The sequence below is a fragment of the Paenibacillus nanensis genome, assembly GCF_003583765.1.
Classification (GTDB): domain Bacteria; phylum Bacillota; class Bacilli; order Paenibacillales; family Paenibacillaceae; genus Pristimantibacillus; species Pristimantibacillus nanensis.
In genome coordinates, this window is sequence record NZ_QXQA01000003.1 from 161,854 (window position 1) to 187,841 (window position 25,988).

Consider the following 25,988-nt stretch of genomic DNA (forward strand, 5'->3'; position numbering starts at 1 on the left):
CGTTTTGGCTGTCTCTTCATGAGCATCCCCTCATTTCCGCTTCGTTCTTTCATTGTACGTGTAACGTTATCCCGGGTCAAAATTATGAGAATAGGTAAAAGGGTCATGATAAACGCCGTCTCTTTTTGGTCATTTGGCGCACATGATAGTATATCTTATCCAGGGTTTTGCAAAGAGAGGATGCCGCTACATGAACCTATGTATAGTAGGCGCTGGTTACGTTGGGCTGACGACTGCCGCTGTATTTGCTGAGCTTGGGCACACCGTTGATTGCGTGGATCGTGATGAAGATAAAATTCGACGCTTAAATGGTGGAGACATTCCGATCTACGAGCCGGGATTAAGCGAGCTGGTCGAACAGAACCGAAAACTAGGCCGATTGTTTTTTAAAACAGATGTTGAGCAGGCCTTGCGAATGAACGATGTCATTATGATAGCGGTTGGAACGCCTTCCGGACAGGACGGCTCCGCGGATCTCGTATACGTTCGCAGCGTGCTATCGGCGATAGCGGACACACTGAGCCGCTATAAGATCATTATTATGAAAAGTACGGTGCCCCCGGGAACGGGAGAATGGGCGCGTCAGTTTTTGCTTGACCGCGGCGTCGCCCCGGAGCTTTTTGACATCGTGTCGAATCCGGAATTTTTAAGAGAAGGAACCGCCATCTATGACACGTTTCATCCGGATCGTATCGTCATCGGGGCTTCGAATCCGGATGCCGCAGATCAAGTGCGCTCTTTATATTATGGGATAGATGCTGCGGTTTTAATAACAGGAAGGACGGAAGCGGAGTTTATTAAGTATGGTTCCAACGCGTTTTTGGCAACGAAGCTATCGTTCATCAACGAGCTTGCAAGAGTGTGCGACGCGTTCGGAGCCGATATAACCAAGGTAGCTGCGGGCGTCGGAATGGATAACCGGATTGGGAGCAGGTTTCTGCAAGCGGGCATCGGTTACGGCGGCTCCTGTTTGCCGAAGGATGTAGCTGCATTAATCGCAGCTGCGGCTGCCAAGGAGCAGGACCTCACGCTTTTAAAAGCAGTGGCGGGGGTTAATCATACACAAATTGACGTTTATTTGAGGAAATTATCTAGTATGATCGGACGATTGAATCAAACGGCTCATGTCGCGGTTTGGGGCGCGACCTTTAAAGAAAATACGGATGATATCCGCAGTTCACAGGCCATTGCTTTGATGGAAGCTCTAACGAAACAAGACTGCCTGGTGACAGCCTACGATCCGCTTGTTGCGCCTTCTTTGCAGGGGGTTGCTTGGAAGAGCAGCGCTCTCGAGGCGGTAAAGGATGCAGACGCGCTTATTGTTGCGACGGGCTGGGAGGAATTTGTCCATTGCGATTGGGAAGAAGTAAAGAGACTGATGAAAGGCGATGTCGTGCTGGATGGACGCAATGTTTTGAATCAGGCGGATATTAGGAAAGCCGGACTTCGGTATGCGGGGGTTGGTCGTCCATGAGGATCGTTGTGACAGGAGCGGCTGGTTTTGTCGGCTCTCATCTATGCGAGAGGCTGCTGGATGACGGACATGAAGTCATTGGAATCGACGCGCTGATTCGCGATGAGCTGCAGCGGATTGGCGTCCGAAATGCCGAAGCGGCTATCGCTCACCCTCGTTTCAAGCTCCGTACTGAAAATCTGCTGTCAATCAATTGGGACGACACGCTTGAAGATATCGATATCGTCTACCATTTGGCGGGTATCCCCGGCGTTAGAAATAGCTGGGGCGAGGATTTTGGCCAATATGTGATCAACAATATCGGCGCGACGCAGAGACTGCTCGAAGCTTGCAAAGGCAAAAAACTGAAAAAGTTTATTTTCGTTTCCACCTCCTCGGTTTATGGCGAAAAGGCAGGCATGGTCTCTGAGGACGCGATCCCGCTGCCGTTGTCGCCGTACGGGGTCTCCAAGCTGACCGGGGAGCATTTGTGCCGCGTCTACTGGCATAACGAAGGGGTTCCGGTTGTCATTTTAAGATATTTTACGGTTTATGGCCCGAGACAGCGTTCGGATATGGCTTTTCACCGGTTTATCCGGCAAATGTTGACGAACCGCCCTGTCACGTTGTACGGAGACGGGACGCAGTCCCGCGACTTTACCTTTGTTACGGATTGCGCGGCTGCGACCGCTGCGGTTGCAGCGGCAGAGAACGTAATAGGCGAAACGATTAACATCGGCGGGAAAGAACGAGCCTCCATTATGGAGGTTATTCAATTGCTCGAAAAATTGACAGGACGTCGAGTCAACATCGAGCATTCCGGCGGGTTAAAAGGCGAGCCGATGCATACGTGGGCCGATATTTCCAAAGCGGAGCGATTGTTAGGCTACAAGCCAAAGGTTGGTCTAGAAGAAGGGCTTCGCCGGGAAATCGAGTACTTGACATCGCGTTACCTGGAAACCGAATAAAGCTGCCGATAAGCGGTTGGTGTCATGCCTTCATGTGACATAAACCGCTTATTAAAGTAGCTCACGCTTGGATATCCGGCCTCTTCAGCAATTTGGCCGATCGCGGTCTCGGGCCGCTCCAGAAGCCATTGCTTGGCGGTTTGAAGCCGGCATCGGGTAATAAACTCCATCGGGGTCATTTCCATCACGCTGCGGAACAGCTTGCAGAAATAATAAGGGGTTACTCCGGCGAGACGAGCCCATTCCTCCAATTGAAACGGCTGGCATGCTTCCTCCTGCATAAGAGGGAGCAGTTCGATGATGCGGTGGGCCGAGGAGCTTGGCTTGTTCTGCAGCATAGGAGCAGCTTGCTCGGCGAACAACGTTAGCAATCGGTACGTTAGAACGGATAGTTGATGCGGCCGCAGCATGCGGGATGTCTCCGCTTCGCTCAGCAGCTCTTCATGCGCCGCTTCCCATTGCTCCAAATGTCGAAGTGTCCAAAGGTGGCTTCGCTTCGAATCGATCCGAAGCATATAATCTTGCAGACCATTCCCGTAAAAGTGAACCCACCTGACATTCCATGGCTCGTCTACGTCGCTATAGTACCGCTGTCGTTGAAGCGGAAAGTATAAAAAGGCATGCCCGGATTCCAATTTATGCGTGACGCCGTCAATTTCGATGTAGCCTTTCCCGGAGATGATGACATGGATGCTAAAGTTGTTAAGCGCCCCGGCGCCGCGATTAACGTTATGCTCGGACCAATGAGCGTAATGGCCGATCGATTCCGGCATACAGAAATAGGGATGGTAGGGCAGCGTTAACAAGTGGGCTTGTCTTTGCAAAGCAATCACCCGCCGATGACAATATTGTTCTAATAGGTATCAATATAATATCATTTTCAAATTAATTCTGTCATCATATAATCGCAATATAGTCCTAACACTATTTTTAAAGGAGATGTCGCAATGGAAAAGCGCAAGCTGCAGTGGGGGATTCTCGGTTACGCGGGAATTGCTAAAAGATCCGTTATCCCCGGCATTCAAGGCTCGGAATGGAACGAGGTAGCCGCGGTCGCCAGCCGAAGCTTGGATAAAGCAAAGGCAGCGGCGGAGTCTCATGGAATTGCGAAAGCGTACGGCAGCTACGAAGAGCTGCTCGCTGACGATTCAATTGATGCCGTTTACATTCCGCTGCCCAATCACTTACATAAAGAATGGACAATTCGCGCCGCTGAAGCGGGCAAACATATCCTTTGTGAAAAGCCGATTGCGCTTAACGCTTCCGAAGCGGAGGAAATGAAGGATGCGTGCGAAAAAGCAGGGGTTCAGCTGCTGGAAGCCTTTATGTACCGCTGCCATCCCCGCTACGACATGATCCGAAATGTGATTCAATCGGGAGAGATCGGGCAGCTCCGCGGCATCCGCGGCGCGTTTACCTTCAACAACGCGAAGGATATGAGCAACGTGAGATACCGTAAGGATTGGGGCGGAGGCTCGATTTACGATGTCGGCTGCTATCCGATAAACGCGGCAAGGCTTCTGCTTGGCAAAGAGCCGGAGGCTGTGACGGTACAAGCGATTTTTTCCGCCGAGCACGACGACGTCGACATGATGGCTTCCGGTCTGCTTGAGTTTGAAGGCGGGGTTTCCCTTACGTTTGATTGCGGGATGTGGGCGGCATTCCGTAACCCGCTCGAGGTGCTGGGAACGGATGGCATTATCGAAGTGCCGTCTGCGTTCATAACCGGGCAGCCTGGCAGCGCCAACTTCTTCGTGCAGGCAAACGGCGCCCGCCGAGAAGTGGAGGTTCCGCACGTGAACGCGTATACGGAGCAAGCGGACCAAATGTACCGCGCGGTTACAGGCGAAGCTAAATTGCCGTACGGCGCGGATGACGCGATTCTTAATATGAAGGTGATTGACGCTTGTCTCCGTTCCGCGCGTGAACGGGCTCGAGTGCAATTATAACGAAAACTACGCTATTAGAGGAGGGGATCCTGATGGACTATATCCAAATTAAAGGTTGTCCGAAGCCCGTTTCGAGGCTGATGAAAGGTACGGATTATTTTTTTCACGACAACTATGAGAAGGCTGCCGCTAATATGGACGCGTTTCTCGCGATCGGCGGAAACTCCGTCGACTCGGCGCATATTTATTGCGGCGGGCAAAGCGAAGAGGTGCTGGGACGTTATATGGAGGAGCGGCGAAACCGCGATAAAATCGTCATTCTAACAAAAGGCGCCCATCACGACCATACCGGTCATCGCGTCACGAAGGAAGCGATCGATTACGATTTGTCGGTCAGTCTTGAGCGTCTGCGTACGGATTACATCGACCTGTATGCGCTGCACCGGGATGATCCGTCCATGCCTGTTGAAATTATCGTGGATGCGTTAAATGAACATATGGCCAATGGCACGGTTAAGGCGATCGGCGTATCCAACTGGACTTGGCAGCGCATTGACGAGGCGAATAAGTACGCTTCGGCGAACGGGCTGAACGGCTTTACGTTCAGCAGTCCGAATTTAAGCTTGGCGAAACCGAACGAGCCGTTCTGGAAAGGCTGCGTTTCGGCAGATGAAGAAACCTGCAGATGGCATGAAAAGGAGCAGCTTCCGCTGCTGTCCTGGTCTTCACAGGCTAGAGGATTTTTTACGGGCCGGTTCACGCCTGAAGTGCGCGATAACGCTGACCTAGTGCGTGTATTTTACAGCGAGGATAATTGGGAGCGGCTTGCGCGGGCCAAGCAGCTAGCGGAAGAGAAAGGCGTCACCGCCATCCAAATCGCGCTAGCCTATGTGCTGAATCAGCCATTTCCAACCTGCGCGTTAATTGGAGCCCAGAACGCGGCCGAGCTGCAATCCTGCGACGAGGGCTCCCGCATTACGCTTACGAAGGAAGAAATGGCTTGGCTTGACCTGAATTAAGCTTATTCGGCTTTGAAAAGCGTGGCGATGGATCCGCCTTCCGTAATGATCTTAATGGCTTGAGCGAGAAGCGGGGCCATCTGCAGCACGATAAACTTGTCCGGACGATCCGGGTTGATCGCAATCGTATCGGTAATTACGACCTCCTGGATATTCGGGTGATTCAGTCTATCGATCGCGTTTTCGGAGAACACGCCATGGGTCGCGCAAATAAAAGCATCTTCAGCTCCGCGTTTCTTAAGCGCTTCGACCACGTTCACAATTGTGCTGCCCGTATCGATCAGGTCTTCGATAATGATCGGAGTCATGCCATTGACCTCGCCGATAATATGCGTAATCTTGGATTGATTATGGGCAGGACGGTTTTTGATCATAATGGCAAACGGACAATCGAGCAGGCTGGCCAGCTTTTCGGCCGTCGTAGCTCGTCCGGCATCCGGGGACACGACAACAGGGTTTACGATCTTTTTCCCTTGCAGATAGCCGATGATCATATTGAGGGCCGTCAAATGGTCTACCGTTATTTTGAAAAAGCCTTGGATCGGATCCGCATGCAAATCTACGGTAATGATGCGGTCGGCGCCTACCGTCGTCAGCACATCTGCGACCATCTTAGCGGATATCGGCTCACGCGGCGCGGATTTCCGCTCTTGGCGGGCGTAGCCGTAATAAGGCATGACGATATTGATCGATTTGGCCGAGGCGCGTTTTGCCGCGTCGATCATGACGAGCAGCTCGACCAAGTGCTCGTTGACGGGATGCGACAACGACTGAACAAGGAAAATATCGCAGTTGCGAAGCGTTTCTTCATAGGAGACATGGATCTCCCCGCTTTGCTGGCGGGTGATAGCGGCTTTGCCGAGCGGCATGTCTAGCTGCTCGCATACGTTGCGGGCCAGCTCTGGATTGGATGAACCAGCAAATACTTTAATTGTAGCCATAGGACCTCCATTGGAACATTTATAACCAAAGCGCTGGGTACGGACGGTAATCGTCCTTCCCAGCGCTTTTTAGCATTTTTGTTATCGCAGATTCGGAATTTCTACTTCTTGATTGACGTCCGCTTCGTAATTGATGCCGTCCGTTTCGAAGCCGAACAGCTGGAAAAATTCGCGGCGGTAGCCTTCCAAATCGGTTAGCTCATATACGTTCTCCGTTGTTAGCTGTTCCCAAGCTTTGGCAACTTCATTCTGAATCTCCGGGCGCATTTCCCAATCGTCGATTCGGATCAGGCCTTTTTCGTCGACGAGCGTCTCGCCTTGCCCGTACAGTCTCTCGGAGAAGAGACGGTACATTTGCTCGATGCAGCCTTCATGCAGACCTTTTTCCTTCATGACTTTGTACAGTGCGGATATGTACAGCGGTACGACTGGAATAGCGGAGCTGGACTGCGTCACCAGCGCTTTGTTCACCGACACGTATGCGCGGCCGCCTGCAGCAGACAGCTGCTTATGCAGACGCCCTGCGGTTGCTTCCAGATCGTTCTTTGCCGCGCCGATTGTTCCTTCGCGATAGACGGCATGCGTAATTTCCGGTCCGATATACGAATAAGCAACCGTTGTTGCGCCTTCAGCCAGGACGCCTGCTTTTTGAAGCTCGTCAATCCACATCTGCCAGTCTTCGCCGCCCATGACCGCAATCGTCTGACGAAGCTCGTCCTCCGTTGCGGGCTCGATCGTAGCCTGCGATACTTCGCCGGTATGGAAGTTGACCGTTTTGTTCGTGTACGTCTCTCCCAGCGGCTTGATGACCGAGGAGAACACTTCGCCTGTCTTCGGGTGCGTGCGGCGCGGGGAAGCGACGCTGTAGACAACGAGGTCGATCTGGCCAAGCTCCGTGCGGATGAGATCGATTGTCTTCGCTTTAATTTCATCGGAGAACGCGTCGCCGACGATGCTGTAGGATTTCAATCCCGCTTCGGATGCCGCAGCTTCGAACGCGGCGGAGTTGTACCAGCCTGCGGTTGCCGTGCGGGAGCCCTCCGCAGCTTTGTCAAAGTAGACGCCGACCGTATTCGCGCCGCTGCCGAAGGCGGCTACAATACGGGAGGCTAGTCCATAGCCAGTAGACGCGCCGACCACAAGCACATTGCGCGGTCCCTTGATGGCGGGTTTGCCTTTTACATATTCGATTTGCCGCTGCACTTGGCTGGCGCAGCCTTCCGGATGCGCGGTTGTGCAAATAAAACCACGAGTTTTCGGTTGTATTATCATAGTGGAAGTTCCTTTCTCTAATAAAGTCACCATCCCCATTTTACCGATTTTTTCTTATGAATGGAAGGATAAAAGAAAAAAGAGAGCGAGTTAACGCTCTCTTTACCAAATTCGTTCATTAGAAACGGTTGCCGGCGACCAGCTGCTCAGCCATTTGAACAAGGCGACGAGTTATGTATCCACCGATGGAGCCTGCGTCGCGTGTTGTCATATTGCCGTAGTAGCCGTCTTGCGGAATTTGGATGCCGAGCTCTTGGGCAACTTCAAATTTCATTTGCTCCAGCGCTGCGCGAGCTTGCGGTACTACGAGTTGATTAGAGTTGCTGTTGTTTGCCATTTTGATTAAGCCTCCTAATACATGTTGGTTTACGATTCTTGTAGCAATAGGAAGGATACAGTTGTGTTGTATCCGTTCACCCAAGCCTATTATGCGTACCTGCAAAAAGGATTATTCGCTAATCGCACCTGTATTTACCGACGATTTTACGAATAGTTTCATGGTAAAATGGTTACTACGGGAGGGTGAGAATCATGTTCATACAACCAATGCTGATGACGGAAAGACCCGATCCGTTTAACGATAACGATTATTTGTTCGAGCCGCTTATAGACGGACATCGGCTGCAATTGACGATGACGGCGGGCAAGGTGCGTCTGCTGTCCAGACACGGTTACGATGTAACGAGGCAATATCCGGAATTACATAATGTGCCGCTGCGCAGACCGGCGGATGTGGTGCTGGACGGCGAGGTCGCCTTTTTGGACCCCCTAACGGGACAGGCTGATTTCGACCGGCTGCAGCAGCGGTACCGCATGACTAAAACGCCGCGAATACGCGACGCAAAAACCGCGATGCCGGTCGTTTATTTTATTTTCGATATTTTGCACTACAACGGACTCGATGTACGCGACAAGCCTTTATATACCCGGAAACGGTTATTAAAGGCGCTGCTCGAGGATAACGCGCACTTCAAACAGATGGGGTATGTAGAGGGCAGCGGCATTGCCTTTTACAATGCGGCGAAGCAATTCGGACTCGAGGGGATTGCCGGCAAGAGGAAGGAAAGCCGTTATTCGGAAGGCAGGAGCGAGGGCTGGGTCAAAATTCCGGCAAAATGAAAAAGGCTTTCGTTTCAGGAGGATATCCCTGAACGAGAGCCTTTTCTCAAGTGCCAAACGTTACTTCAGCACTCTGCGAGCCGTTACATATTTGCCTTTCCAGTAGGTTGAATTCAGATCCGAGATCGTTACTCCTTGGCTGCTGGAGCTGTGAATGATTTTGTTATTGCCGGCGTAGATGGCAACATGGCTGATGGATTTGCCGTTCGTGTTAAAGAAAACCAGATCGCCCATGCTAAGCGAGCCTTTGTCTACCTTTTTGCCCATACTAGCCTGCGCTGCGGAAGTACGCGGAAGCCACACGTTAAAGTTTTTGAAGATGTACTGGGTGAACGAAGAGCAGTCGAACGAAGATGTGCTGCCCGGTCTTGCACCGAATTGATAAGGCGTTCCTATGTATTCCTTGCTTGTTGCAATCAGCTTGAGCGAGGTGGGCGTAGCTGCATGAGCTTGCTCGCTAGCCGTTCCAAATGTTACGGCAGACCATACGATAGCGCCGCACGCGCCGATTTTTAGGATGTGTTTCAGTACCTTATTGTTTCTCATGATGTCAGTGTGTCCTTTCGCCAATCGTTTTATGTTTCAACTATAGCACAGGTAAAACAGGGCTAATTTTCCGAATGAGAGCGATAATGCAGCGTTAATCGGCAATGATGAGCGTTTATGAGAAATACATGAAAAAATTTTAATGATGTGCTACTGTAAAAGCTGTGGGAAGCGATTACAGGAGGGAAAATGATATGGCATTAATGAGCTGCCGGTTTTATTCGGAAACATTGGGTTTAAGCACGTCCATGACCGTCATCCTGCCGGAGGAGACGCAGACGCAAATCGGGATGAGCAACAGGTCCGGCGGGAAGCTGCACAAAACGCTGTACTTGCTGCACGGTTTGTCTGACGATGACTCGATTTGGACAAGGCGAACCTCTGTCGAACGTTACGTTTCGGAGTACGGGATAGCGGTCGTCATGCCGAATGTGCATCGAAGCTTCTATACCGATATGGAATATGGGGGAGACTACTGGAAGTTTCTAACGGAGGAGCTGCCAGCGAAGGCGAGGGCTTTCTTTCCGCTCTCCAGCGCCAGGGAAGATAATTTTGTCGCGGGCTTATCGATGGGAGGCTACGGCGCGTTCAAATGGGCGCTGACCTATCCGGAACGCTTCGCGGCTGCAGGCAGCTTCTCGGGCGCGCTCGATATGGCGGGCCACGTGAAAGCGTCCCGCGAGCATGCTCCCAATCGCACGTTCGAGCTTATATTCGGCGACAAGGATATCGCAGGCACCGACGCCGATTTGCTGGCTCTATTAAAGCGGCCGGCGGAAGGCGGAGAGCGTCCGCTTCTCTATCAAAGCTGCGGCACGGAGGATTTCCTGTATCAAGGCAATATCGTCTTCCGCGACGCTTGCCTCCAGTCGGAATATCAGCTCACCTATCACGATGGGCCTGGCGACCATACATGGGCTTACTGGGACGAGCATATTCAACATTTCTTGAAATGGCAGAAGCTAAAATAAATAGCGTGTACCCGAAGGGGCTGCGGAAGGAGGAATTTTCCTGCTGCAGCCCCTTCGCATACACGCTTTTAAGCGGCAAAGCTTACGGCTGTTATCGGTTGGAGCCGCTGATCAAATCGCGGTTCTCCCAAAGCAGCGCACGCAAATTCGATTTCGAGCCTTGTATGATGAAATGGGGAATGCCGTTGGATTTCGCAATATCGATGCCTTCCCAGGTAGCCCGGTGAGATGTGGCCGTAATGAGCAGAAACAAAGCCTGTGAACGGCGCAAATCCGCCATGATCCGCTCGGGATGATCGCCGCTGTCATGCGCAAGCTCGGCTCCGCATTCCCGAACGACATCTTCGAACCATTTGCGGAGGCCGCCTACAATGGTAATCACGCAATTTTGCAGGAACGGCTTCCGTTTATCCTTGGAAAGCTCCTTTTTATCCTTTGCCCGCTTAGGGGACAGGGAAAGGGGTTCCCCTGAATAAAGGAGGATGCTTCGGGATCTTGCTTCATCTTCCGCTTCCGCGCTTCCTTGCTGCCGGTACAGCTTCGTCAGACGCGCGATGTGGCTGCCTTCCGCAACGTTAAACGTGCAAGGATCGCCATGCGACGGCTTTTGGATCTCGACATCCCTATGGTGAAGTTGAAAACGGTTAGCGGGGTCGTTCATGTCTACGCAAAAATAAAGCGGACCGTCGCCCATTTCGATGAAGCCGTCATATTGGCGGATAGGGGAGTAGGCGTCGTCGCCTTGGAAGAGCAGCTGCAAATCGTAATGGAGCGGCCTGCCCGGCAGATGGCGGGGCGTGCACAGGAGCTCGGCTTCATGCTGCAGCTCATGCTGCCGGACAAGCGATTCCGTGATGTTGAACGTCTCGCCGTTCTCAAGCTTAATATAACCGCCGTGATCCCTGCGATAAAATGTGCCGTACAACGAAGCCGGATTATTCGCGCCGGCCTCAGAGACCGCTTCGTTCGAGGCGTCTCCGCTTTCGCTTTCATGGGGCCATTTCAGCGGCTTGTCCGTTTGAGAGGGGCTGGGCTCCGGGCTTGGATCGGCCCCCTCGTGATATCGGTCTAAAGCGTCCAGCAGATCAAGCGTCTTCCGCAGGCGGTCGCGAGCAGCGGCAGGGCTGCCGCGGCCGTCATGCGAAGCGACCGATGCGCCAAGCTCCGCCACTTCCTGCTCCAGATGGGACACCAGCTTATGTGACAAATCGCTGTAGCCCGGCTCCGGTTCAGTTCGCGGCTGCTTTCGGGCTTGCTCAAGCTCATATCGCAACAGCGCTTTTTCTTTCTCCAGATATTGCAGCTCTTTCTTCTGCGACTCCAGCGTCTTTTCCAATCGGCTTTGCTGAACGTTTAGCGACCGCATATGCTCCATAAAGGATTGACGCTCTTCCAGCCATCCGGCTTGCTCCTGCTTCCACCTTTGCTCGCGGTCACGCTGCGCGTTCTCTTGCTGTTCGGCTTTTACAGCCGTTTGCTCCAAATGATCCCGTAATCGATCCAGCTCATCCTCAAGCTGAGCAAGCTCCTTCGATTTCATCCGGAGCAGCTTGTTCTTCTGGGCAAGCTCGTGCTCCATACGCTGCCGGGAAGCCAGCTCCTTCCGATACAAGCCTTCCAGCAGCTTCAGCTTTTTGTCAAGCTTGTCATGGCTTCCGGCTTCCTCGGCCTTTTCTTGAAGAGGGGATGGCTGTTCTCTTTGTTCTCTTTGCTGAGGCCCCTGGCCGCCCGCTCTAAAGCGTTCCTCAAGCCGCTGTAGCGCCTTGTCCCAGTTCGCTCTATTTGAATTTTTGCTCGAATTAAAGTAGCAGGCCCAATAAAAGGCCCAAAAACCATAGGCAGCGATAAAGTCTTCTTCTTTTTGCAGAAGCTTATCAATTGGTATATCCGGATCCAGCTCGACAGGCTGCAATTGGAGTATGGACAGGAGGAGGCGCCGCTTGATCGCGATGTTTTTAGAGGCTTGCTGCACGCTCGTTCGCAGCATTTTGACAAACAGCATCTCGGGCCATTTCCGAAGCTCCCGCCTGGCGAACGGAAATTCTAAGGAAAGAGCGACCGCGAGCTTCTCTTTCTCTTTTAATGCCCACATATAGCTTAACAGCATATCGCTTGGCAAGGGGTGATTCGTTTCTCTCTCCAGCACGGTTCGGTACGCTTCCATTTCCTTCGTCCATTCCGCGGCTTCCGGCATGCCCAAGAGACGGGCTTTCGATTTGATATCCAATCCGCGCACCTCCTATGCATGTAGCTTTCTTTCATTTCGACAACTAGCAGCTGGAATCCTTCGCAGCGGGCAAGGGCTACGGAAGTGTAGCAAAAACCCCTGCATCGGGCTTATCGCAGGGGTGTCGTATTCCTATTCTATGATTACGGTCTTGGAGAAATGCCGTTCATTAATAGATCTATCACTCTATCGATTTCTTGCTCCTCATCGAAGGGCTCATCCGGCATGAGGACGAGATGGGAGACAACAAATCCGACAAATAAGCTGATCGCCGTGCGAATAATGATCCAAGGGGGCGCTTCAATAATTTGTCCTTTCTCTTGGAAATGGGTGATGACCTTCTGGGCCCTCTGCAGCACGATGTTCGCGAATAATTCCTTCGCCTGTGCCAGCAGCTCCGGATGGAACGGAATTTCATGCACGAGAATTCGAATCAGCTTCATGTTCTGCCTTGCGAATTGAAGCCGGTCCTTCAACACCGCCCGGAAAAAGTCATCCACCTTTTCGTAAGGAAGCTCTAGCAGCTTGGCGAAATCCCGCATAAGGAAAGGCGCAACCAGCTTGACCGCGATCGGACCCGCGATGGACAGCAGAAGCTCCTTCTTCGTCTTGTAGTGCCGGAAGATTGTGCCTTCCGCAACACCCGCCTTTTGAGCGATCTCGCTGGTGGAAGCGGCGGCGTACCCTTTAGCTGCAAATATATCGATCGCGGCTTCAAGTATACGAGCTTGCTTAGCCGTTCTTTTGCGTGCGTCTCCGTCCGCCAGACGCATCAGCTCCTCCAGCCATTCCTCTTTCCGATCCGACATGCCGTTATTTCCCTTCTTCCGCTTTAACTGTTCTTGTTAGCGTACTATATTTTTCGATACTTGCGCAACGCAAGCACGTTAGCCGCCATAAAGAAAAGGGACAGCGCGATCAGGAGATAGATTTCGAATGCAACGGAGTTCCAGCCCTCGCCGCGGATCATGACGCTGCGCAGCGCATCTGCTCCGTATTTCAGCGGCATCAGATGGGACAGCCACCGCAGCCAAGGCGACATGCTCTCCATATTGAATAAGCCGGAGAAAAAGATTTGCGGCACGATGACGACCGGTATGAACTGGATCATCTGAAATTCCGTGTTAGCGAAAGCGGACAGGAAGGTGCCGAGGCTTAGCGCCGTAACGGACAGCAGCAGCGTGATGAGCAGCACGAGCCATAACGATCCCGTCATCATGAGGCCAAGCACATGGATGGAATAGGTGGCGATTAGAACCGCTTGTATGCCGGTGAACAATCCGAAGCCGAGAATGTAGCCTGCAACAATCTCCCATCTGCGAAGCGGCGTGGCGAGAAGCCGCTCAAGCGTCCCGCTTGTTCTTTCTTTCAAGAAAGAGACGCCGGCAATAAGAAAGACGAAGAAAAAAGCAAATACGCCGATTAAAACGGGGCCAAGGCTGTCAAACGTCGTCATTTCGCTGCTGCCGTGCAGGTATTGGAATTCGGGAGCGGGCAAGGAGGCGTTCGCTGCCGATGGGGCTGCCTTCTGGGCCATCCGACCGATCAGCATCGTAATTGCGCGGTTCTTGGCCGGATCGCTGCCTTCCAGCTTTACAATCGTTCCGCCGCTCTGCAGGGTAACGTAAGCGTCCAGTCGTCCGTCCTTAAGCGCGGCATCGGCATCGTCTGCATGCTCGAAGACAGACACCGCCGCGCCGTACGCTTCCAGCTGCTGCACTACCGGTTCCGGCATGCCGATGAGTCCAAGCTTCGGCTTGTACGTATCGCCGTTAAACACAAGATACATAAGCGTCAGCACAAGCAGCGGAGCGGCGATGAGGAGCGCAAGCGTTCTTTTGTCCCGCATGAATTGACGGACGATACGCTTCATCAAAGCGCCGGTTCTCATTCTTGACCACCTCCATAGCGCAGAAAGGCCTCCTCGATCGTACCGCCGCCTGTCTGGTTTTTCAGATCGGCCGGCGTCCCCAGCGCGATAAGCCGTCCTTCCCGAATCATGCCAAGACGGTTGCATTTCTCCGCTTCATCCATCACATGCGTCGTGACAATAATGGTCGTCCCCGAACGGCCTAGCGCTTCAAGCTCGCGCCAAATCGATTGGCGAAGCAGAGGGTCGATGCCGACCGTCGGTTCATCCAATATGAGCACCTCCGGTTCATGCATGAGAGCGACTGCAAGCGACAGCCTGCGCTTCATGCCTCCGGAATAGGCGGACACCGTCCGGCCCAAATGGCCGCCAAGTCCGACAAGCTCCATGACGTACTGCATGCGCGCCTTCAGCTTACTTCCTTTCAGACCGAACAACGCTCCGAAAAACTCCAGGTTTTCTTTGGCCGACAGCTCTGCGTACAAAGCGTCCGACTGTGCCATATAGCCGATGCGGTTCATCATGGCAAGCTTCGGAAGCTTCTCTCCGAGCAAATAAATCTCGCCGTTTGTCGCTTCATCGATGCCGGCAATTATTTTGACAAGCGTTGTTTTGCCGGAGCCGGAAGGGCCCAGCAGGCCGAAAATCTCGCCTCGCTCCACTTGCAGACTTATGCTGCGAATGACTTCTTTGCCGCCGAACCGTTTGACTGCGCCGCGAACGTCTACGCAACCGGATGAGACCGTCATCATGGATAGCCACTCCCCTATAAATAAAAGTGAGTAATCACTCATTTTTTTTGACGTCTTCAGCTTACTGCCGGACATGCGTGTCTGTCAATGGGGAGGAAATAAAAAAACGCCTCCTTTACTAAGGAAGCGCATGCATGCCGGTTATTATTTAATAATTTCAATCGTTCCTTCTTTCAACCGAAAGTAGCCGTTCTCGGCAAACGACAAAATTCTGCTGACGCTGATACCGGTCTGATTGGATATTTCCAATACGATCGTATCCGGGAATTCCTCCACAATGCTTCTAATTTTTATATACATTTTCTCGCAGCTGCTGCACATGCTTTTGATCTTGACTTCGTAAAGATTGCCGCAAAAATTACAAATCCGATAATTTCCCATGCTTGCTCCTTTATAGCTCCTAGTGCGGGATCGTAGGGTGTTTTCTTTCCATTATACCCGTACAACCGGAGTACGGCTATATCCTTCATGGCTTTCCTTGTTAATAAAATGAACGCCGGAGCGAGAGCCGCTCCGGCGTTTAGACATTTAGAAGTTGAAGTTGTCCGGGTCCGCTCCGAAACGTTTGTTTTGATTCAAAGCGGAAATTTGAGCCATCTCTTCAGCAGTCAACTCGAAATCAAAAATTCCGGCGTTTTCGACCAGACGGGATGGCGTCGTTGTTTTTGGAATCGTTACGACGCCGTTCTGCAAATCCCACCGCAGCACTACTTGGGCAGGGGACTTGCCGTGCTTCGCTCCGATTTCGGCAAGAAGCGGAATGTCCAGATTGCCTTGCATCAGCGGGCTCCAAGCCGTCAGCTGGATCTTGTTCGCCTTGCAGAAAGCGAGCAGAGGCTCCTGCGTGAGCAGCGGGTGGTATTCCACTTGATTGACCATCGGCGCAATTTCTGCCGAAGCCATCACATCCTCGAGATGATGGATTTGGAAGTTGCTGACGCCGATCGCTTTCGCTTTGCCCTCGCGGTAAATTTGCTCAAGCGCGCGCCAAGTGTCTTTGTATTTGCCTTTTACCGGCCAATGGATGAGCAGCAAATCCACATAGTCCATGCCCAGCTTATTCAGGCTTTCCTCGAAGGCGGCAAGCGATGTGTCATAGCCTTGATTCGCGTTCCAAACCTTCGTTGTGACAAAGATTTGATCGCGGGGCACGCCGCTAGCGCGGAGGCCTGCGCCTACTCCTGCTTCATTCTCGTATATGGCCGCTGTGTCGACCGCGCGGTAGCCGGCGTCAATCGCAGCCTTAACCGTAGTCTCCGCTTCGCCGTCGTCTTTCACTTTCCATACGCCAAGTCCGAGCCAAGGCATCGAGACGCCATTGCTTAAAACGGTGCTTTCTGTCAGCGCTTTTGTCATGTCGAAGTTCTCCTCTCTAAGCTGGTTTTATAGGCACATGCGCAAAATTTCGCGCACATCGTCCTTCTCTAAACGTTTGAAATTGCCGATCGGGCCGTAACGCACCGCTTCTTCGGCCATCCGGTCGAGCTGATCGTCGCCGATGCCGAAATCGGCCAGTCTGGCTTCTGCGCCGATGCGCGTATAGAAGTCCCGGGTCGCTTGAATGCCTGCAAGCGCCAGCTCGTCCTCCGATTTGCCGGCAGGATCGATGCCCCATACTCTTGTCGCGTATTGCGCGAAACGGCCGGGACGCTGCTTGTACACATAGCGCATCCAATTCGGGAACACGACGGCAAGACCCGCGCCATGCGGAATGTCGTAAATCGCGCTTATTTCGTGCTCGATGCCGTGCGATGCCCAGTCGTTGACCATGCCGAGGCTGATCTGGCCGCCATTGAGCGCCATTGTGCCGCACCACATCAGGTTGGCGCGAGCCGCGGCGTCGTTAGGGTTGGCCAGCGCAGGCTCGATATTTTCGATGACCGTTTGAAGAATCGATTCGCAGAACCGCTCCTGCAGAGGCGTGTTCTCCGTCAGGCTGAAGTATTGCTCGAACACGTGCGACATGATATCGATGGAGCCGTAAACCGTCTGATTGCGGGGAACGGAATACGTCAGCGTCGGATCAAGGATGGAGAAACGAGGGAACAGATGAGGGCTTCCCGCGCCGCGCTTCAGCTTCTCCTCCCAGTTGGAAATGACCGTGCTTCCGTTCATTTCCGAGCCGGTCGCAGCCAGCGTCAGCACTGTTCCGATCGGCATCGCTTGCTGGATGACGGCTTTGTCCGTGAAGAAGTCCCAGACGTCGCCTTCATAAAGGACGCCTGCCGCAATCGCTTTGGACGCGTCGATGACGCTGCCGCCGCCGATTGCGAGAATAAACTCGACGCCATTGTCGCGGCAGATGCCGATTCCTTTGTTTACCGTAGACAATCTCGGGTTCGGCTCGATGCCCGGAAGCTCGTAGAAGGTAATGCCGGCATCGTTCAGCTGTTTGACGGCGCGGTCGTATAGACCGGTCTTTTTGATGCTGCCTCCGCCGTATACGAGCAGAACCTTCTTGCCGAAGGAAGAAGTTAACTCTCCGATGCGGTCTGCCGCGCCTTCGCCGAATACAATACGCGTAGGGTTATGAAATTGAAAGCTGTTCATGTTGCTCCTCCTCATTAGTTAACTTATTGGGTAACTAAATTGCCTGGAAGTTATGTATGCGGATTAATTTTATTGAATTCAATTAGCAGTGTCAAGCTGACAGCTTTGTATTGTAACGTTAACTTGTAAGTTATATAATTGGTGAAAACAATCCAACCGGACAAGAAAAAGGGGAAGTATGGATGGAAATTGAAGTGAACCGTCGAAATATGCACGTTCTTGAATGTTTTTCTTCGCCCACCCGCGTGAAAATGATTGAGCTGTTAGGCGAGCAGCCTATGAATATAAAAAGCTTGTCCGAGGCGCTAGACATAAAGTCTCCCATCGTCACCAGACATATACATATGCTGGAGGAGGCGGGGATCGTCCGCTGCGAGAATGTGCCGGGAAAGCGGGGGACGCAGAAGCTTTGTTATCTTCAGCTTACGCATGCGACACTGCTCTTCAAAGGGAAGGCGGCAAAGGAGGAGAAAAACCGCTATTTCGTTTCATTGCCTGTCGGCACTTATTCCTCTTACGAGGTAAAGCCAACCTGCGGTCTCGCTTCCGCTGAGCGGATGATCGGCATGTGCGACGATCCGAGATACTTTGCCGATCCGGAGCATGTTCATGCGAAGGTGATCTGGTTCGGTTCGGGCTATGTCGAATACCGGATACCGAATTATATGGTGAATAACGAGCGGCCGGATTCGCTCGAAATTTCGCTGGAGCTTTGCTCGGAGACGCCGTGCACGGTCAACCATCTGCCTTCGGATATCGTGTTTTCCGTTAACGGGACGGAGGTGGGGACGTGGACGTATCCCGGCGACTTCGGCGGCGCGCGCGGCATCTATACCCCGAGCTGGTGGCACAAAAATATTCAGCATGGATTAATGAAAACCATCCGCATCACGCGGCAGGGCTCCTATATCGACGGGGTTAAAGTATCGGATGTTACCATCGAAGGCTTGTCTCTAGCGTACGATAAAGAGATTTTATTCCGGATTTCCTGCAGCGCTTCAGCCAAAAACTGCGGTGGAGTCACTCTGTTCGGCAAAGGGTTCGGCAACTACAATCAGGATATCGAAGTTACGCTTCGATGCTTGTGATCGGCTATAGACGAGAACATGAGGGGATCAATCAGGAGTAAAAAAAGCAAGTCCAGACGCGGCTTTCACCGCATCTGGACTTGCTTTTTGGGGCGGGCGGATTACGGATTGGTATCGACGTATTGCTTAATGAATTGAATCGCTTTTTCCGGCCGTTCGGCGTCTACGCGAATGCCGACAATCAGGTCGTCCTTCATGAGCGGAAGATCCTCGAACAGCTGGGATTCGGTTAAATCCATGCCGTACACGGCTTCTTCCGGGCTTGCCTGCGTCTTCAGCTTCTGTCCAAGCTCGCTGCCGGCGGCCTCGCTCAGCTCGGGAATATCCTCCAGCTTCATGAGGATGTCCTGCTGACCGAGCCATTCGAACATAAAGCGGTCCATAATGTAGATGTCCGGCTTCTCCGTGGCGACGGTAACGAACGCTTTCTGCAAATACGCATACTGGTTGCCGTCTTCGCCGGGCACAAAAATTATATTCGATTGCATCCGCTTCCAATCCGGGAACGACTTCAGCATGGCTGCGTTCACATCATCGAGGGTGCTTTCTTCCTGCTCCATGAACAGGCCCATAAAGCTGACGTCCAGATCGATCGGCGGAAGGCTGGCCAAATATTTCTGATGCTCCCTGTGGTCGACATAGCTGACGATGCCGTAAATGATGAGCGCAATGAGCGCAATCGCGCCAATGGTATGAAACTTATAATAGCGCCAAAAATGATCCAGCTTCTGCGCCTGCCCGGCCATGCTTTTGTATTTGCCGTATTCTTGTTCATTAAACGCCTGCTTATACTTCTGGTCTTCATACGCCAATATTAGCCGGTAGGCTTCGGTAACCTGCGCGAAATCGCTGCCGCCCTCCGCACTCGAGCTGGCGCGCGAGCGCTCCCTTTTCATGAGCGTTGTGTAACGTTTCTCGACTTCTTCCCGGGGCGCGAACTCCTCCAGCCCCATCGTCTTGTAGGCTTGCTTCAAATCGTCCACAATGTCACCTCTATTAAATGTAGGAAGTTCTAGCAATCTGCTCTTTATTAGTATACGGAAAAAGACTAGGACAACGCAAACAAACCGGCCGGAATTTGAAGAGCCGGCGGCTAATGGTACAATATGTAGGATAAAGCCGGTTTGTGCGCAAAAAGGGGAAAATGGCCATGTTTGATCCAACGATTTTTGATAACTTGAAGGTCGCGATTGAAAACGAGTTCTACGATTTGGACAATTTGGACCGGATTATCGATATTACGGGCCGCAAGGACCTGCTCGACATGGCGGTTATGTCCAGGGAGTTCTCGCTGTTCTTCCGGCTTGCGAAGGACCGGCGGGCGGAGGCTGAGCTTGTGCTGGAAACATCGCTCCGCGACTTGGCTGCGGAAATATTGGAGCGGCCGGAAGAGCAGGCGCCGGCCTGCGGACTGAAGTTCCGGTTTCGCGTCGATATGGACAAAGAAGGGGGCGAAGCGCTTTGCCAAGAAATCGAACGCTGCATCATGAGCATATGGCTGCCCGATAACAAGCCTATGCAGACGCTCAGCCACGTATTCGGAGACGATACGGGACGATATCGGAACTGTATCGAGCTGGGCTTCGGCCGGCGCATCGGCGAAGAGCAGATGGACGATATACCCGAACTGGCGAAGCATGCGGTGCTGACGCTTGAGGCGCTGTGCGGTCTTATGGGCTAAAAACTCCCTATTCCCATTGCCTTTCGTCTATGCTATAGTACGAGAGAATAATCGAATAGCAAATCCGGTTGTCTCACGCCAGGACGGCGAGGCGCCGGGAGAGGTTCGCGAACTCCCTCTATAAAAAACTAAAACGGTAGCGGTGGTCTGTCTTCAGGCACCCGCGTGTTTTTGTGTTCGGCGTTTCGCGTGCCTGCTGGCGCGCGGGCGCCGTTTCTTATTTTACCGCGGCCCCGGCGTCCGATGCCGGCGGCCCGAGTGGAGCTCCGTCTTCTCGCAATTGGGAGGAGGAAACATTATGTTAAAGAAAGAAAAGGCCGTTGTCGTGTTCAGCGGCGGCCAAGACAGCACGACCTGTCTATTCTGGGCGATCGAACGTTTCGCCGAGGTAGAGGCGGTGACGTTTAATTACGGACAGCGCCACAGCCTGGAGCTGGAATGCGCGGCGGAAATCGCGAAGGAGCTTGGCGTCAAGCATCATGTGCTCGACATGTCGCTTCTGAACCAGCTTGCGCCGAACGCGCTTACGCGGGACGATATCGCGATCGAGCAGAAGGAAGGCGGGCTGCCGACGACGTTCGTGGACGGCCGCAATTTATTGTTCTTATCGTTCGCCGCGGTGCTTGCCAAAGGCATCGGAGCGAAGCATATCGTAACCGGCGTCTGCGAGACGGATTTCAGCGGCTATCCGGATTGCCGCGACGTATTCGTCAAATCGCTGAACGTAACGTTGAACTTGTCCATGGATTACAACTTTGTTATCGATACGCCGCTGATGTGGCTGAATAAAGCGGAGACGTGGGCGCTGGCGGACGAGCTCGGCGCCTTCGAATTCGTGCGGGAGCGCACGCTCACCTGCTATAACGGCATTAAAGCCGACGGCTGCGGCGAATGCCCGGCGTGCAAGCTGCGCCGCAAAGGCCTTGAGGATTATGTCGCGGAGCGCGGCGCGAGAGGGGCTGAGCGCTAATGCTTCAGCAGGTGTACCCTTCCCCGCAGCATGATTATGTCTACGAACTGAACAAAGACTTTCATTTTGCGGCGGCCCATTACGTGCCGTCCGAGGAAGCCGGCAAATGCCAAAGGGTGCATGGGCATACGTATTACGCCAATGTGACCGTAGCCGGCGATGAGCTGGATGCGGCCGGTTTCCTCGTTAACTTCGCCATCATAAAGAAGCTTATTCATGAACGGTTTGACCACACGTTGCTGAATGACGACACGGACAGCTTCGATGAAGCCGACCCGAACCGCTTCCCGACGACCGAGGTTGTCGCGCGGACGGTCTGCGAGCTTGTGCAGCAATATCTTGACGGCACGGCGAATAAGCCGGTATGCGTGCAGGTGTTCCTGCGCGAGACGCCGACCAGCTATTGCGTGTACCGTCCGAAGCGGAAGGGCGGTAAGTCCCATGAGTAGCGCAAGGCGAATTCCCGTGCTCGAGATATTCGGACCGACGGTCCAAGGGGAAGGAATGGTCGTCGGCCGCAAGACGATGTTTGTCCGCACGGCGGGCTGCGACTACCAATGCTCTTGGTGCGATTCCGCCTTTACGTGGGACGGCAGCGGCAAGGACGACATTCGCTTGCTGTCCGCCGCTGAAGTGATCGGGGAGCTGGAACGCGCCGGCGGGCAGGCTTTCGACCATGTGACGGTCTCCGGCGGCAACCCGGCGCTCCTGCCTCAGCTCGGCGGGCTGATCGACGGCCTGCATGAACGCGGCATCCAGGTCGCGCTCGAGACGCAGGGCAGCCGCTGGCAGCCTTGGTTCACCGCCATTGACGACCTGACGCTGTCTCCGAAGCCGCCAAGCTCGGGCATGGAGACGAACTGGGACGTCCTGGACGATATTGTCGCCCGGCTGCAAGCGGCGGGCAGCCGCTTCTGTCTGAAGGTCGTCGTCTTTGACGACGCGGATCTCGCGTACGCGCGAATGGTGCATGCGCGCTATCCTTTGGTGCCGTTCTACGCGCAAGCCGGCAACGGCAACTTGACGGAGACGGAGCCTGCGAAGATGCTCCCGTATCTCGTGGAGCGTTACGAGTGGCTGATCGGACAAATCATGGCGGATAATTCGCTGCGCAGCGTCCATGTGCTGCCGCAGCTTCATACTTGGGTGTGGGGCAACAAAAAAGGCGTTTAAGAAGATTACAAGTATAAAGAAGGGATCGTGACGGTTATGGGAGGCAGAAACAAAGAGGAATTGAACGGGATTACGCATCTGGGCAATCAAGGAACCCAATATCCGTTCAACTACGCGCCGGAGGTGCTGGAGACGTTCGAGAACAAGCACCAGAACCGCGATTATTTCGTGAAATTCAATTGCCCGGAGTTTACGAGCTTATGCCCGATCACAGGGCAGCCGGATTTCGCGACGATTTATATTTCTTATATTCCCGACGTGCTTATGGTGGAGAGCAAAGCGCTCAAGCTGTACCTGTTCAGCTTCCGCAATCACGGCGATTTCCATGAGGACTGCATGAACATCATTATGAACGACCTGATCAAGCTGATGAATCCGCGCTACATCGAGGTGTGGGGCAAATTCACGCCGCGCGGCGGCATTTCGATCGACCCGTACTGCAACTGGGGCCGTCCCGGCACCAAATACGAAGCGATGGCGGAGCATCGCCTCATGAACCACGATATGTACCCGGAGAAAGTAGACAACCGTTAAGATGAAAAACGTGCTGATTACCGGCTACCGCGCGCATGAACTGAATATTTTCAGCCAGAAGCATAAAGGCATCCGCTTTATTCAGCAGGCGATCGCAAACAAGCTGCGGCCTCTTCTGGAGGAAGGGCTCGAATGGGTCATAACGCCGGGACAGTACGGCGTAGACCTGTGGGCCTGCGAAGCGGTCATCGCGCTAAAGAAGCAGTATCCGGGGCTGAAGCTGTCGATTCTGACGGCGTATGCGAATCCGGAGGAAGGCTGGAAGGAAGATAAGAAGACATATTTCCAAGGCCTTCTGCCCGGCGTCGATTACTATGCCTCCGTCACGAAGGGACCTTACGAGGGCGTATGGCAGTTCAAAGCAAGGGACGAGCTGCTGCTGCGCAAGACGGACGGCATCATTCTCGTTTATGACGAGGAGGCCGGCGAGGGCAGTCCTAAGTTCATGAAGGAAATGGCGGGCAAAAAAGCGCAGAAGGATGATTACCGCATCATAACGATTTCATCGGATGATATTCAAAGCATCGCCGACGAGGAAAGCTATCGCGAGCTGGACGCCTAGTCAACCGAGTAACACGCAAGGGGACCTTAGCCTAACGGCTGAGGTTTCTTTTTTGTGCGGGCTTTCGGTTAAACAAACGCCCTTTTTTTGCGAATACGGCTTGTACAGGGACAAGTTGACGGACTTATGCTGCGCGTCCCGCATATATTATCTTGTACACAATCAAAGGAGAGAGGTGACGAATATGCCACTGGTATGGGTATGCTCTGCGGCCGGAGTGCTTGGTTCGATCATCACGTTTTCCTTCGGAAGGTGGACGGAGGCGCTGACGTTTCTTATTGTAGCGATGGCGGTCGATTATGTGACGGGTGTCGCGGCTTCGCTTAAAATCGGCAAAGGGCTTAGCAGCTCGCTCGGCTTTTGGGGTCTTGCCCGCAAGGGATTGGCGCTGCTTATCATTTTGCTGGCGCACCGCATCGATATTTTGCTCGACTCTCCCGATATGACAATGGGGGCGGCTGTTTATTTTTATATAGCAAACGAACTGATATCCATTACGGAAAACTATGGAAGACTAGGGCTCCCGCTGCCTAACCGAATCCGCAGGATCATCGAGGTGCTGAAGGAGAAAGACCAATAAAGATCAATAAAGACGGCTCTCCGGCCGGCCCCCTTATTGGACGATAAGGGGGTTATTTCCGCTTGCATCCTTTCGGGCGATCTGCATATAATAAGAACAGATGTTCTGTTTTTGAGCAGGATCGCAAATGGTTGGAGGGGTGGCAATGGCCGCTAACAATGGAGATGGGCACGGCGCGACGGGAACGGCGGCGTCTCCGCCTATACAGACAGAGGATGAGCTTGAGCTGGTGAAGCATTACGTGCTGCTCGGCATCGCCACGCGGGTTCTCGATCATGATATACGGGCAATTGCCGCGTCGGGGATGAAGCTGCCTCGCTTCTACGAGTCGCTGCTCCGGGGGATGCAGGACCGGGTGCTGCTCGATCTTGCGGAATTGCGCAGACAGTTTCGGAAGCGCGGCATTAAGGTGTACGAGGAGAGGCGGGAGACGGAAGGTCTTCGCGCGCAATATGTGTGCCGAGGCTACCATCATCAATTTTTTATGCTCTGGGGATTCGTCAAGGCGGAATCCGAGCGGGTGCTGAAGCAATATTTGTCTAGATAATGTCATTTTTGTTCATGGTTTTGTCAAAAAGGCAAAAAACTTTTCCTCTTTGTTCAGTTTAAGGTTGAGAACTTCGGACGATCTTATGTAATATAAGAGGTAGACATTATGATCGCAAAGGGGAGCACGTAGCAATGCACAAATGGATTATGTTTATCGTCTTCACTGCGGCATCGTTGCTGGGCGTATATTTGCTCACATTCAATCTGCCTGCGAAGCCGGTTGACGAATCTGCAGGGCTGCCGGAAGGCGTATCGCTCATGAAGATTCAAGCCAGAAGCGACTTTACTTTTAATGAAGAGGTATACACGGCTAAAGTAGGCGACAAAGTCATCATGAAGCTGGAGAATAAGAGCGGCGTACACGGCGTGAAGATCGACGCGCTGAATGTTGACTTAAGCAACGAGAATCCGCAAACGGAGCTGGAATTTACTGAGCCTGGCGAATACGAAATATATTGTTCCATCCCGTGCGGCCAAGGGCACACGACGATGAAATCGAAGCTGGTCATCGAGGCTGCTTAAGCCGGGTATGGATGCAAAAAGGAGCCGAAAGGCTCCTTTTCCAATATGAGCGGTTGTTCCCGCCGGATAACGGGTTAGGCGCGGCTGCTTCGTCTTCTGCGGTCCCGCGCGACAAAGACGTCGGCAATATACCCGATAACGGCCCAGCTGACAATGGTCAGCGCGTACATGAGAAGAACGCTCACTTCATGGATGTCGACGAACATATCGGCGAACCAGGCAGGGATGCTCAGCATAAAAAACACCATATTGTGCGGATCGTGGCCTGTATAGTTGAAGGCGCAGATGGCGGCTCCGATTAGAGCCGCGATTATCGTGAACGTATAGCGCATACGCAAATGATCTCCTTTAACTAAAGATTGCCGTCATGCGATTCTATAGGTTATTATGTGACAAAAGGACGAAACTCATGCTGTAAGCAGGAAATCGGGGGAGGATGCGAGTTATGATTACACATATCGTATTGTTTAAGCTGAAGGACAACAGCGAAGAGAGCGTTGCTCGAACGGCAGCCGTGCTTCGCGACATGGAAGGGAAAATCGACGTGCTGAAATCAATCGAGGTGGGGATCGACGTGCTTCATTCGGAGCGCTCGTACGACATCTCGCTAGTAACGAAATTTGAATCGATGGCCGATCTGGAGGCGTATCAAGTGCATCCTGTACATAAAAAAGTAATCGAGCACATGACGCAGGTGCGCGAAGCTTCCGTGAGCGTCGATTACGAAAGCTAAGGAGCAGAATAACGCATTA

General features: G+C 52.9%; 31 protein-coding genes and 1 riboswitch. Of the genes, 17 read left to right on the forward strand and 14 right to left on the reverse strand.

What is annotated here, in order from left to right; all coding sequences use genetic code 11:
- Window positions 1-190: 190 nt before the first annotated feature.
- Both D3P08_RS06980 and D3P08_RS06985 read left to right on the forward strand, forming a co-directional pair.
- Window positions 191-1,474 carry a UDP-glucose dehydrogenase family protein gene (locus tag D3P08_RS06980; protein ID WP_119598742.1) on the forward strand — a complete coding sequence of 428 codons (1,284 nt, stop codon included), beginning with the start codon at window positions 191-193 and terminating at the stop codon, window positions 1,472-1,474.
- Complete coding sequence (locus tag D3P08_RS06985; RefSeq protein WP_119598743.1) at window positions 1,471-2,421, forward strand: NAD-dependent epimerase/dehydratase family protein; 951 nt, start codon at window positions 1,471-1,473, stop codon at window positions 2,419-2,421. Before D3P08_RS06980 ends, D3P08_RS06985 begins: the two co-directional genes overlap by 4 nt.
- On the opposite strand, the gene D3P08_RS06990 is transcribed toward D3P08_RS06985, so the two are convergent.
- Window positions 2,403-3,245 carry a helix-turn-helix transcriptional regulator gene (locus D3P08_RS06990; RefSeq protein WP_119598745.1) on the reverse strand — a complete coding sequence of 281 codons (843 nt, stop codon included), beginning with the start codon at window positions 3,243-3,245 and terminating at the stop codon, window positions 2,403-2,405. The genes D3P08_RS06985 and D3P08_RS06990 overlap by 19 nt on opposite strands.
- A 123-nt stretch (window positions 3,246-3,368) precedes the next feature.
- On the opposite strand from D3P08_RS06990, the gene D3P08_RS06995 reads away from it, so the two are divergent.
- Entirely contained in the window at window positions 3,369-4,370 is a 1,002-nt protein-coding gene (locus D3P08_RS06995) for a Gfo/Idh/MocA family protein (RefSeq protein ID WP_119598746.1), read from the forward strand.
- 32 nt (window positions 4,371-4,402) lie between these two features.
- Window positions 4,403-5,329 carry an aldo/keto reductase gene (locus tag D3P08_RS07000; protein ID WP_119598747.1) on the forward strand — a complete coding sequence of 309 codons (927 nt, stop codon included), beginning with the start codon at window positions 4,403-4,405 and terminating at the stop codon, window positions 5,327-5,329.
- A 2-nt stretch (window positions 5,330-5,331) separates the two neighbouring features.
- Here the strand turns inward: D3P08_RS07000 and D3P08_RS07005 are convergent, their stop codons facing one another.
- The 3 genes from D3P08_RS07005 to D3P08_RS07015 all read right to left on the reverse strand — a co-directional run bounded on the left by D3P08_RS07005 (window position 5,332) and on the right by D3P08_RS07015 (window position 7,879).
- Window positions 5,332-6,270 carry a ribose-phosphate diphosphokinase gene (locus tag D3P08_RS07005; RefSeq protein WP_119598749.1) on the reverse strand — a complete coding sequence of 313 codons (939 nt, stop codon included), beginning with the start codon at window positions 6,268-6,270 and terminating at the stop codon, window positions 5,332-5,334.
- Between the two features lie 81 nt (window positions 6,271-6,351).
- Window positions 6,352-7,542 (reverse strand): enoyl-ACP reductase FabV, encoded by a 1,191-nt coding sequence (gene fabV, locus D3P08_RS07010; RefSeq protein WP_119598751.1) that lies wholly within the window; start codon window positions 7,540-7,542, stop codon window positions 6,352-6,354.
- A gap of 118 nt (window positions 7,543-7,660) precedes the next feature.
- Window positions 7,661-7,879: an alpha/beta-type small acid-soluble spore protein gene (locus D3P08_RS07015; protein ID WP_119598753.1), complete on the reverse strand. Its 219-nt coding sequence runs from the start codon at window positions 7,877-7,879 to the stop codon at window positions 7,661-7,663.
- Between the two features lie 194 nt (window positions 7,880-8,073).
- Between D3P08_RS07015 and D3P08_RS07020 the strand changes: the two genes are divergently transcribed.
- Entirely contained in the window at window positions 8,074-8,661 is a 588-nt protein-coding gene (locus tag D3P08_RS07020; RefSeq protein WP_119598755.1) for an ATP-dependent DNA ligase, read from the forward strand.
- A gap of 60 nt (window positions 8,662-8,721) precedes the next feature.
- On the opposite strand, the gene D3P08_RS07025 is transcribed toward D3P08_RS07020, so the two are convergent.
- A complete protein-coding gene (locus tag D3P08_RS07025) occupies window positions 8,722-9,207 on the reverse strand; it encodes a C40 family peptidase (RefSeq protein WP_119598756.1) in 486 nt (161 codons plus the stop codon).
- Between the two features lie 194 nt (window positions 9,208-9,401).
- On the opposite strand from D3P08_RS07025, the gene D3P08_RS07030 reads away from it, so the two are divergent.
- Window positions 9,402-10,178, forward strand: coding sequence for an alpha/beta hydrolase (locus D3P08_RS07030; protein ID WP_119598758.1), 777 nt, complete (start codon window positions 9,402-9,404; stop codon window positions 10,176-10,178).
- 91 nt (window positions 10,179-10,269) lie between these two features.
- Here the strand turns inward: D3P08_RS07030 and D3P08_RS07035 are convergent, their stop codons facing one another.
- The 7 genes from D3P08_RS07035 to D3P08_RS07065 all read right to left on the reverse strand — a co-directional run bounded on the left by D3P08_RS07035 (window position 10,270) and on the right by D3P08_RS07065 (window position 17,577).
- Window positions 10,270-12,405, reverse strand: a complete 2,136-nt coding sequence (locus D3P08_RS07035; protein WP_119598760.1) for a DUF2325 domain-containing protein — start codon at window positions 12,403-12,405, stop codon at window positions 10,270-10,272.
- Between the two features lie 143 nt (window positions 12,406-12,548).
- Window positions 12,549-13,214 (reverse strand): TetR/AcrR family transcriptional regulator, encoded by a 666-nt coding sequence (locus tag D3P08_RS07040; protein ID WP_119598761.1) that lies wholly within the window; start codon window positions 13,212-13,214, stop codon window positions 12,549-12,551.
- Window positions 13,215-13,258: 44 nt separating this feature from the next.
- Window positions 13,259-14,296, reverse strand: coding sequence for an ABC transporter permease (locus D3P08_RS07045; RefSeq protein WP_119598763.1), 1,038 nt, complete (start codon window positions 14,294-14,296; stop codon window positions 13,259-13,261).
- Complete coding sequence (locus tag D3P08_RS07050; protein ID WP_119598973.1) at window positions 14,293-15,024, reverse strand: ABC transporter ATP-binding protein; 732 nt, start codon at window positions 15,022-15,024, stop codon at window positions 14,293-14,295. Before D3P08_RS07050 ends, D3P08_RS07045 begins: the two co-directional genes overlap by 4 nt.
- A gap of 147 nt (window positions 15,025-15,171) precedes the next feature.
- A complete protein-coding gene (locus tag D3P08_RS07055) occupies window positions 15,172-15,408 on the reverse strand; it encodes a hypothetical protein (RefSeq protein WP_119598764.1) in 237 nt (78 codons plus the stop codon).
- A gap of 147 nt (window positions 15,409-15,555) precedes the next feature.
- Window positions 15,556-16,383, reverse strand: coding sequence for an aldo/keto reductase (locus tag D3P08_RS07060; RefSeq protein ID WP_119598765.1), 828 nt, complete (start codon window positions 16,381-16,383; stop codon window positions 15,556-15,558).
- A gap of 27 nt (window positions 16,384-16,410) precedes the next feature.
- Window positions 16,411-17,577 carry an iron-containing alcohol dehydrogenase gene (locus D3P08_RS07065; protein WP_119598767.1) on the reverse strand — a complete coding sequence of 389 codons (1,167 nt, stop codon included), beginning with the start codon at window positions 17,575-17,577 and terminating at the stop codon, window positions 16,411-16,413.
- Window positions 17,578-17,786: 209 nt separating this feature from the next.
- Here D3P08_RS07065 and D3P08_RS07070 point away from each other — a divergent pair, with 209 nt between their 5' ends.
- Window positions 17,787-18,665, forward strand: coding sequence for an ArsR/SmtB family transcription factor (locus D3P08_RS07070; protein ID WP_240647369.1), 879 nt, complete (start codon window positions 17,787-17,789; stop codon window positions 18,663-18,665).
- Between the two features lie 101 nt (window positions 18,666-18,766).
- Here D3P08_RS07070 and D3P08_RS07075 read toward each other — a convergent pair whose 3' ends face one another.
- On the reverse strand, window positions 18,767-19,648 hold the full coding sequence (locus D3P08_RS07075; RefSeq protein WP_119598769.1) for a J domain-containing protein: 882 nt from the start codon (window positions 19,646-19,648) through the stop codon (window positions 18,767-18,769).
- 167 nt (window positions 19,649-19,815) lie between these two features.
- Between D3P08_RS07075 and D3P08_RS07080 the strand changes: the two genes are divergently transcribed.
- From D3P08_RS07080 to D3P08_RS07120, 9 genes are all read left to right on the forward strand, one after another.
- Window positions 19,816-20,346 carry a hypothetical protein gene (locus D3P08_RS07080; protein WP_119598771.1) on the forward strand — a complete coding sequence of 177 codons (531 nt, stop codon included), beginning with the start codon at window positions 19,816-19,818 and terminating at the stop codon, window positions 20,344-20,346.
- A 94-nt stretch (window positions 20,347-20,440) separates the two neighbouring features.
- Window positions 20,441-20,484, forward strand: a riboswitch (PreQ1 riboswitch).
- A 160-nt stretch (window positions 20,485-20,644) separates the two neighbouring features.
- Window positions 20,645-21,316 (forward strand): 7-cyano-7-deazaguanine synthase QueC, encoded by a 672-nt coding sequence (queC, locus tag D3P08_RS07085; RefSeq protein ID WP_119598773.1) that lies wholly within the window; start codon window positions 20,645-20,647, stop codon window positions 21,314-21,316.
- Window positions 21,316-21,765, forward strand: a complete 450-nt coding sequence (gene queD, locus D3P08_RS07090; RefSeq protein ID WP_119598774.1) for a 6-carboxytetrahydropterin synthase QueD — start codon at window positions 21,316-21,318, stop codon at window positions 21,763-21,765. The genes queC and queD overlap by 1 nt, the downstream gene beginning before the upstream one ends.
- Entirely contained in the window at window positions 21,758-22,489 is a 732-nt protein-coding gene (gene queE, locus D3P08_RS07095; protein ID WP_119598776.1) for a 7-carboxy-7-deazaguanine synthase QueE, read from the forward strand. Before queD ends, queE begins: the two co-directional genes overlap by 8 nt.
- Before the next feature lie 36 nt (window positions 22,490-22,525).
- Window positions 22,526-23,023, forward strand: a complete 498-nt coding sequence (queF, locus tag D3P08_RS07100) for a preQ(1) synthase (protein ID WP_119598777.1) — start codon at window positions 22,526-22,528, stop codon at window positions 23,021-23,023.
- A 1-nt stretch (window position 23,024) separates the two neighbouring features.
- Entirely contained in the window at window positions 23,025-23,585 is a 561-nt protein-coding gene (locus D3P08_RS07105) for an SLOG family protein (protein ID WP_119598779.1), read from the forward strand.
- 184 nt (window positions 23,586-23,769) lie between these two features.
- Window positions 23,770-24,165 (forward strand): phage holin family protein, encoded by a 396-nt coding sequence (locus tag D3P08_RS07110; protein WP_119598780.1) that lies wholly within the window; start codon window positions 23,770-23,772, stop codon window positions 24,163-24,165.
- 145 nt (window positions 24,166-24,310) lie between these two features.
- A complete protein-coding gene (locus D3P08_RS07115; RefSeq protein WP_119598782.1) occupies window positions 24,311-24,712 on the forward strand; it encodes a YhjD family protein in 402 nt (133 codons plus the stop codon).
- 134 nt (window positions 24,713-24,846) lie between these two features.
- Window positions 24,847-25,236, forward strand: a complete 390-nt coding sequence (locus D3P08_RS07120; RefSeq protein WP_119598783.1) for a cupredoxin domain-containing protein — start codon at window positions 24,847-24,849, stop codon at window positions 25,234-25,236.
- Window positions 25,237-25,310: 74 nt separating this feature from the next.
- Here D3P08_RS07120 and D3P08_RS07125 read toward each other — a convergent pair whose 3' ends face one another.
- Entirely contained in the window at window positions 25,311-25,568 is a 258-nt protein-coding gene (locus D3P08_RS07125; protein WP_119598785.1) for a hypothetical protein, read from the reverse strand.
- A gap of 113 nt (window positions 25,569-25,681) precedes the next feature.
- Here D3P08_RS07125 and D3P08_RS07130 point away from each other — a divergent pair, with 113 nt between their 5' ends.
- Complete coding sequence (locus D3P08_RS07130) at window positions 25,682-25,969, forward strand: Dabb family protein (protein WP_119598787.1); 288 nt, start codon at window positions 25,682-25,684, stop codon at window positions 25,967-25,969.
- Window positions 25,970-25,988 lie beyond the last annotated feature (19 nt).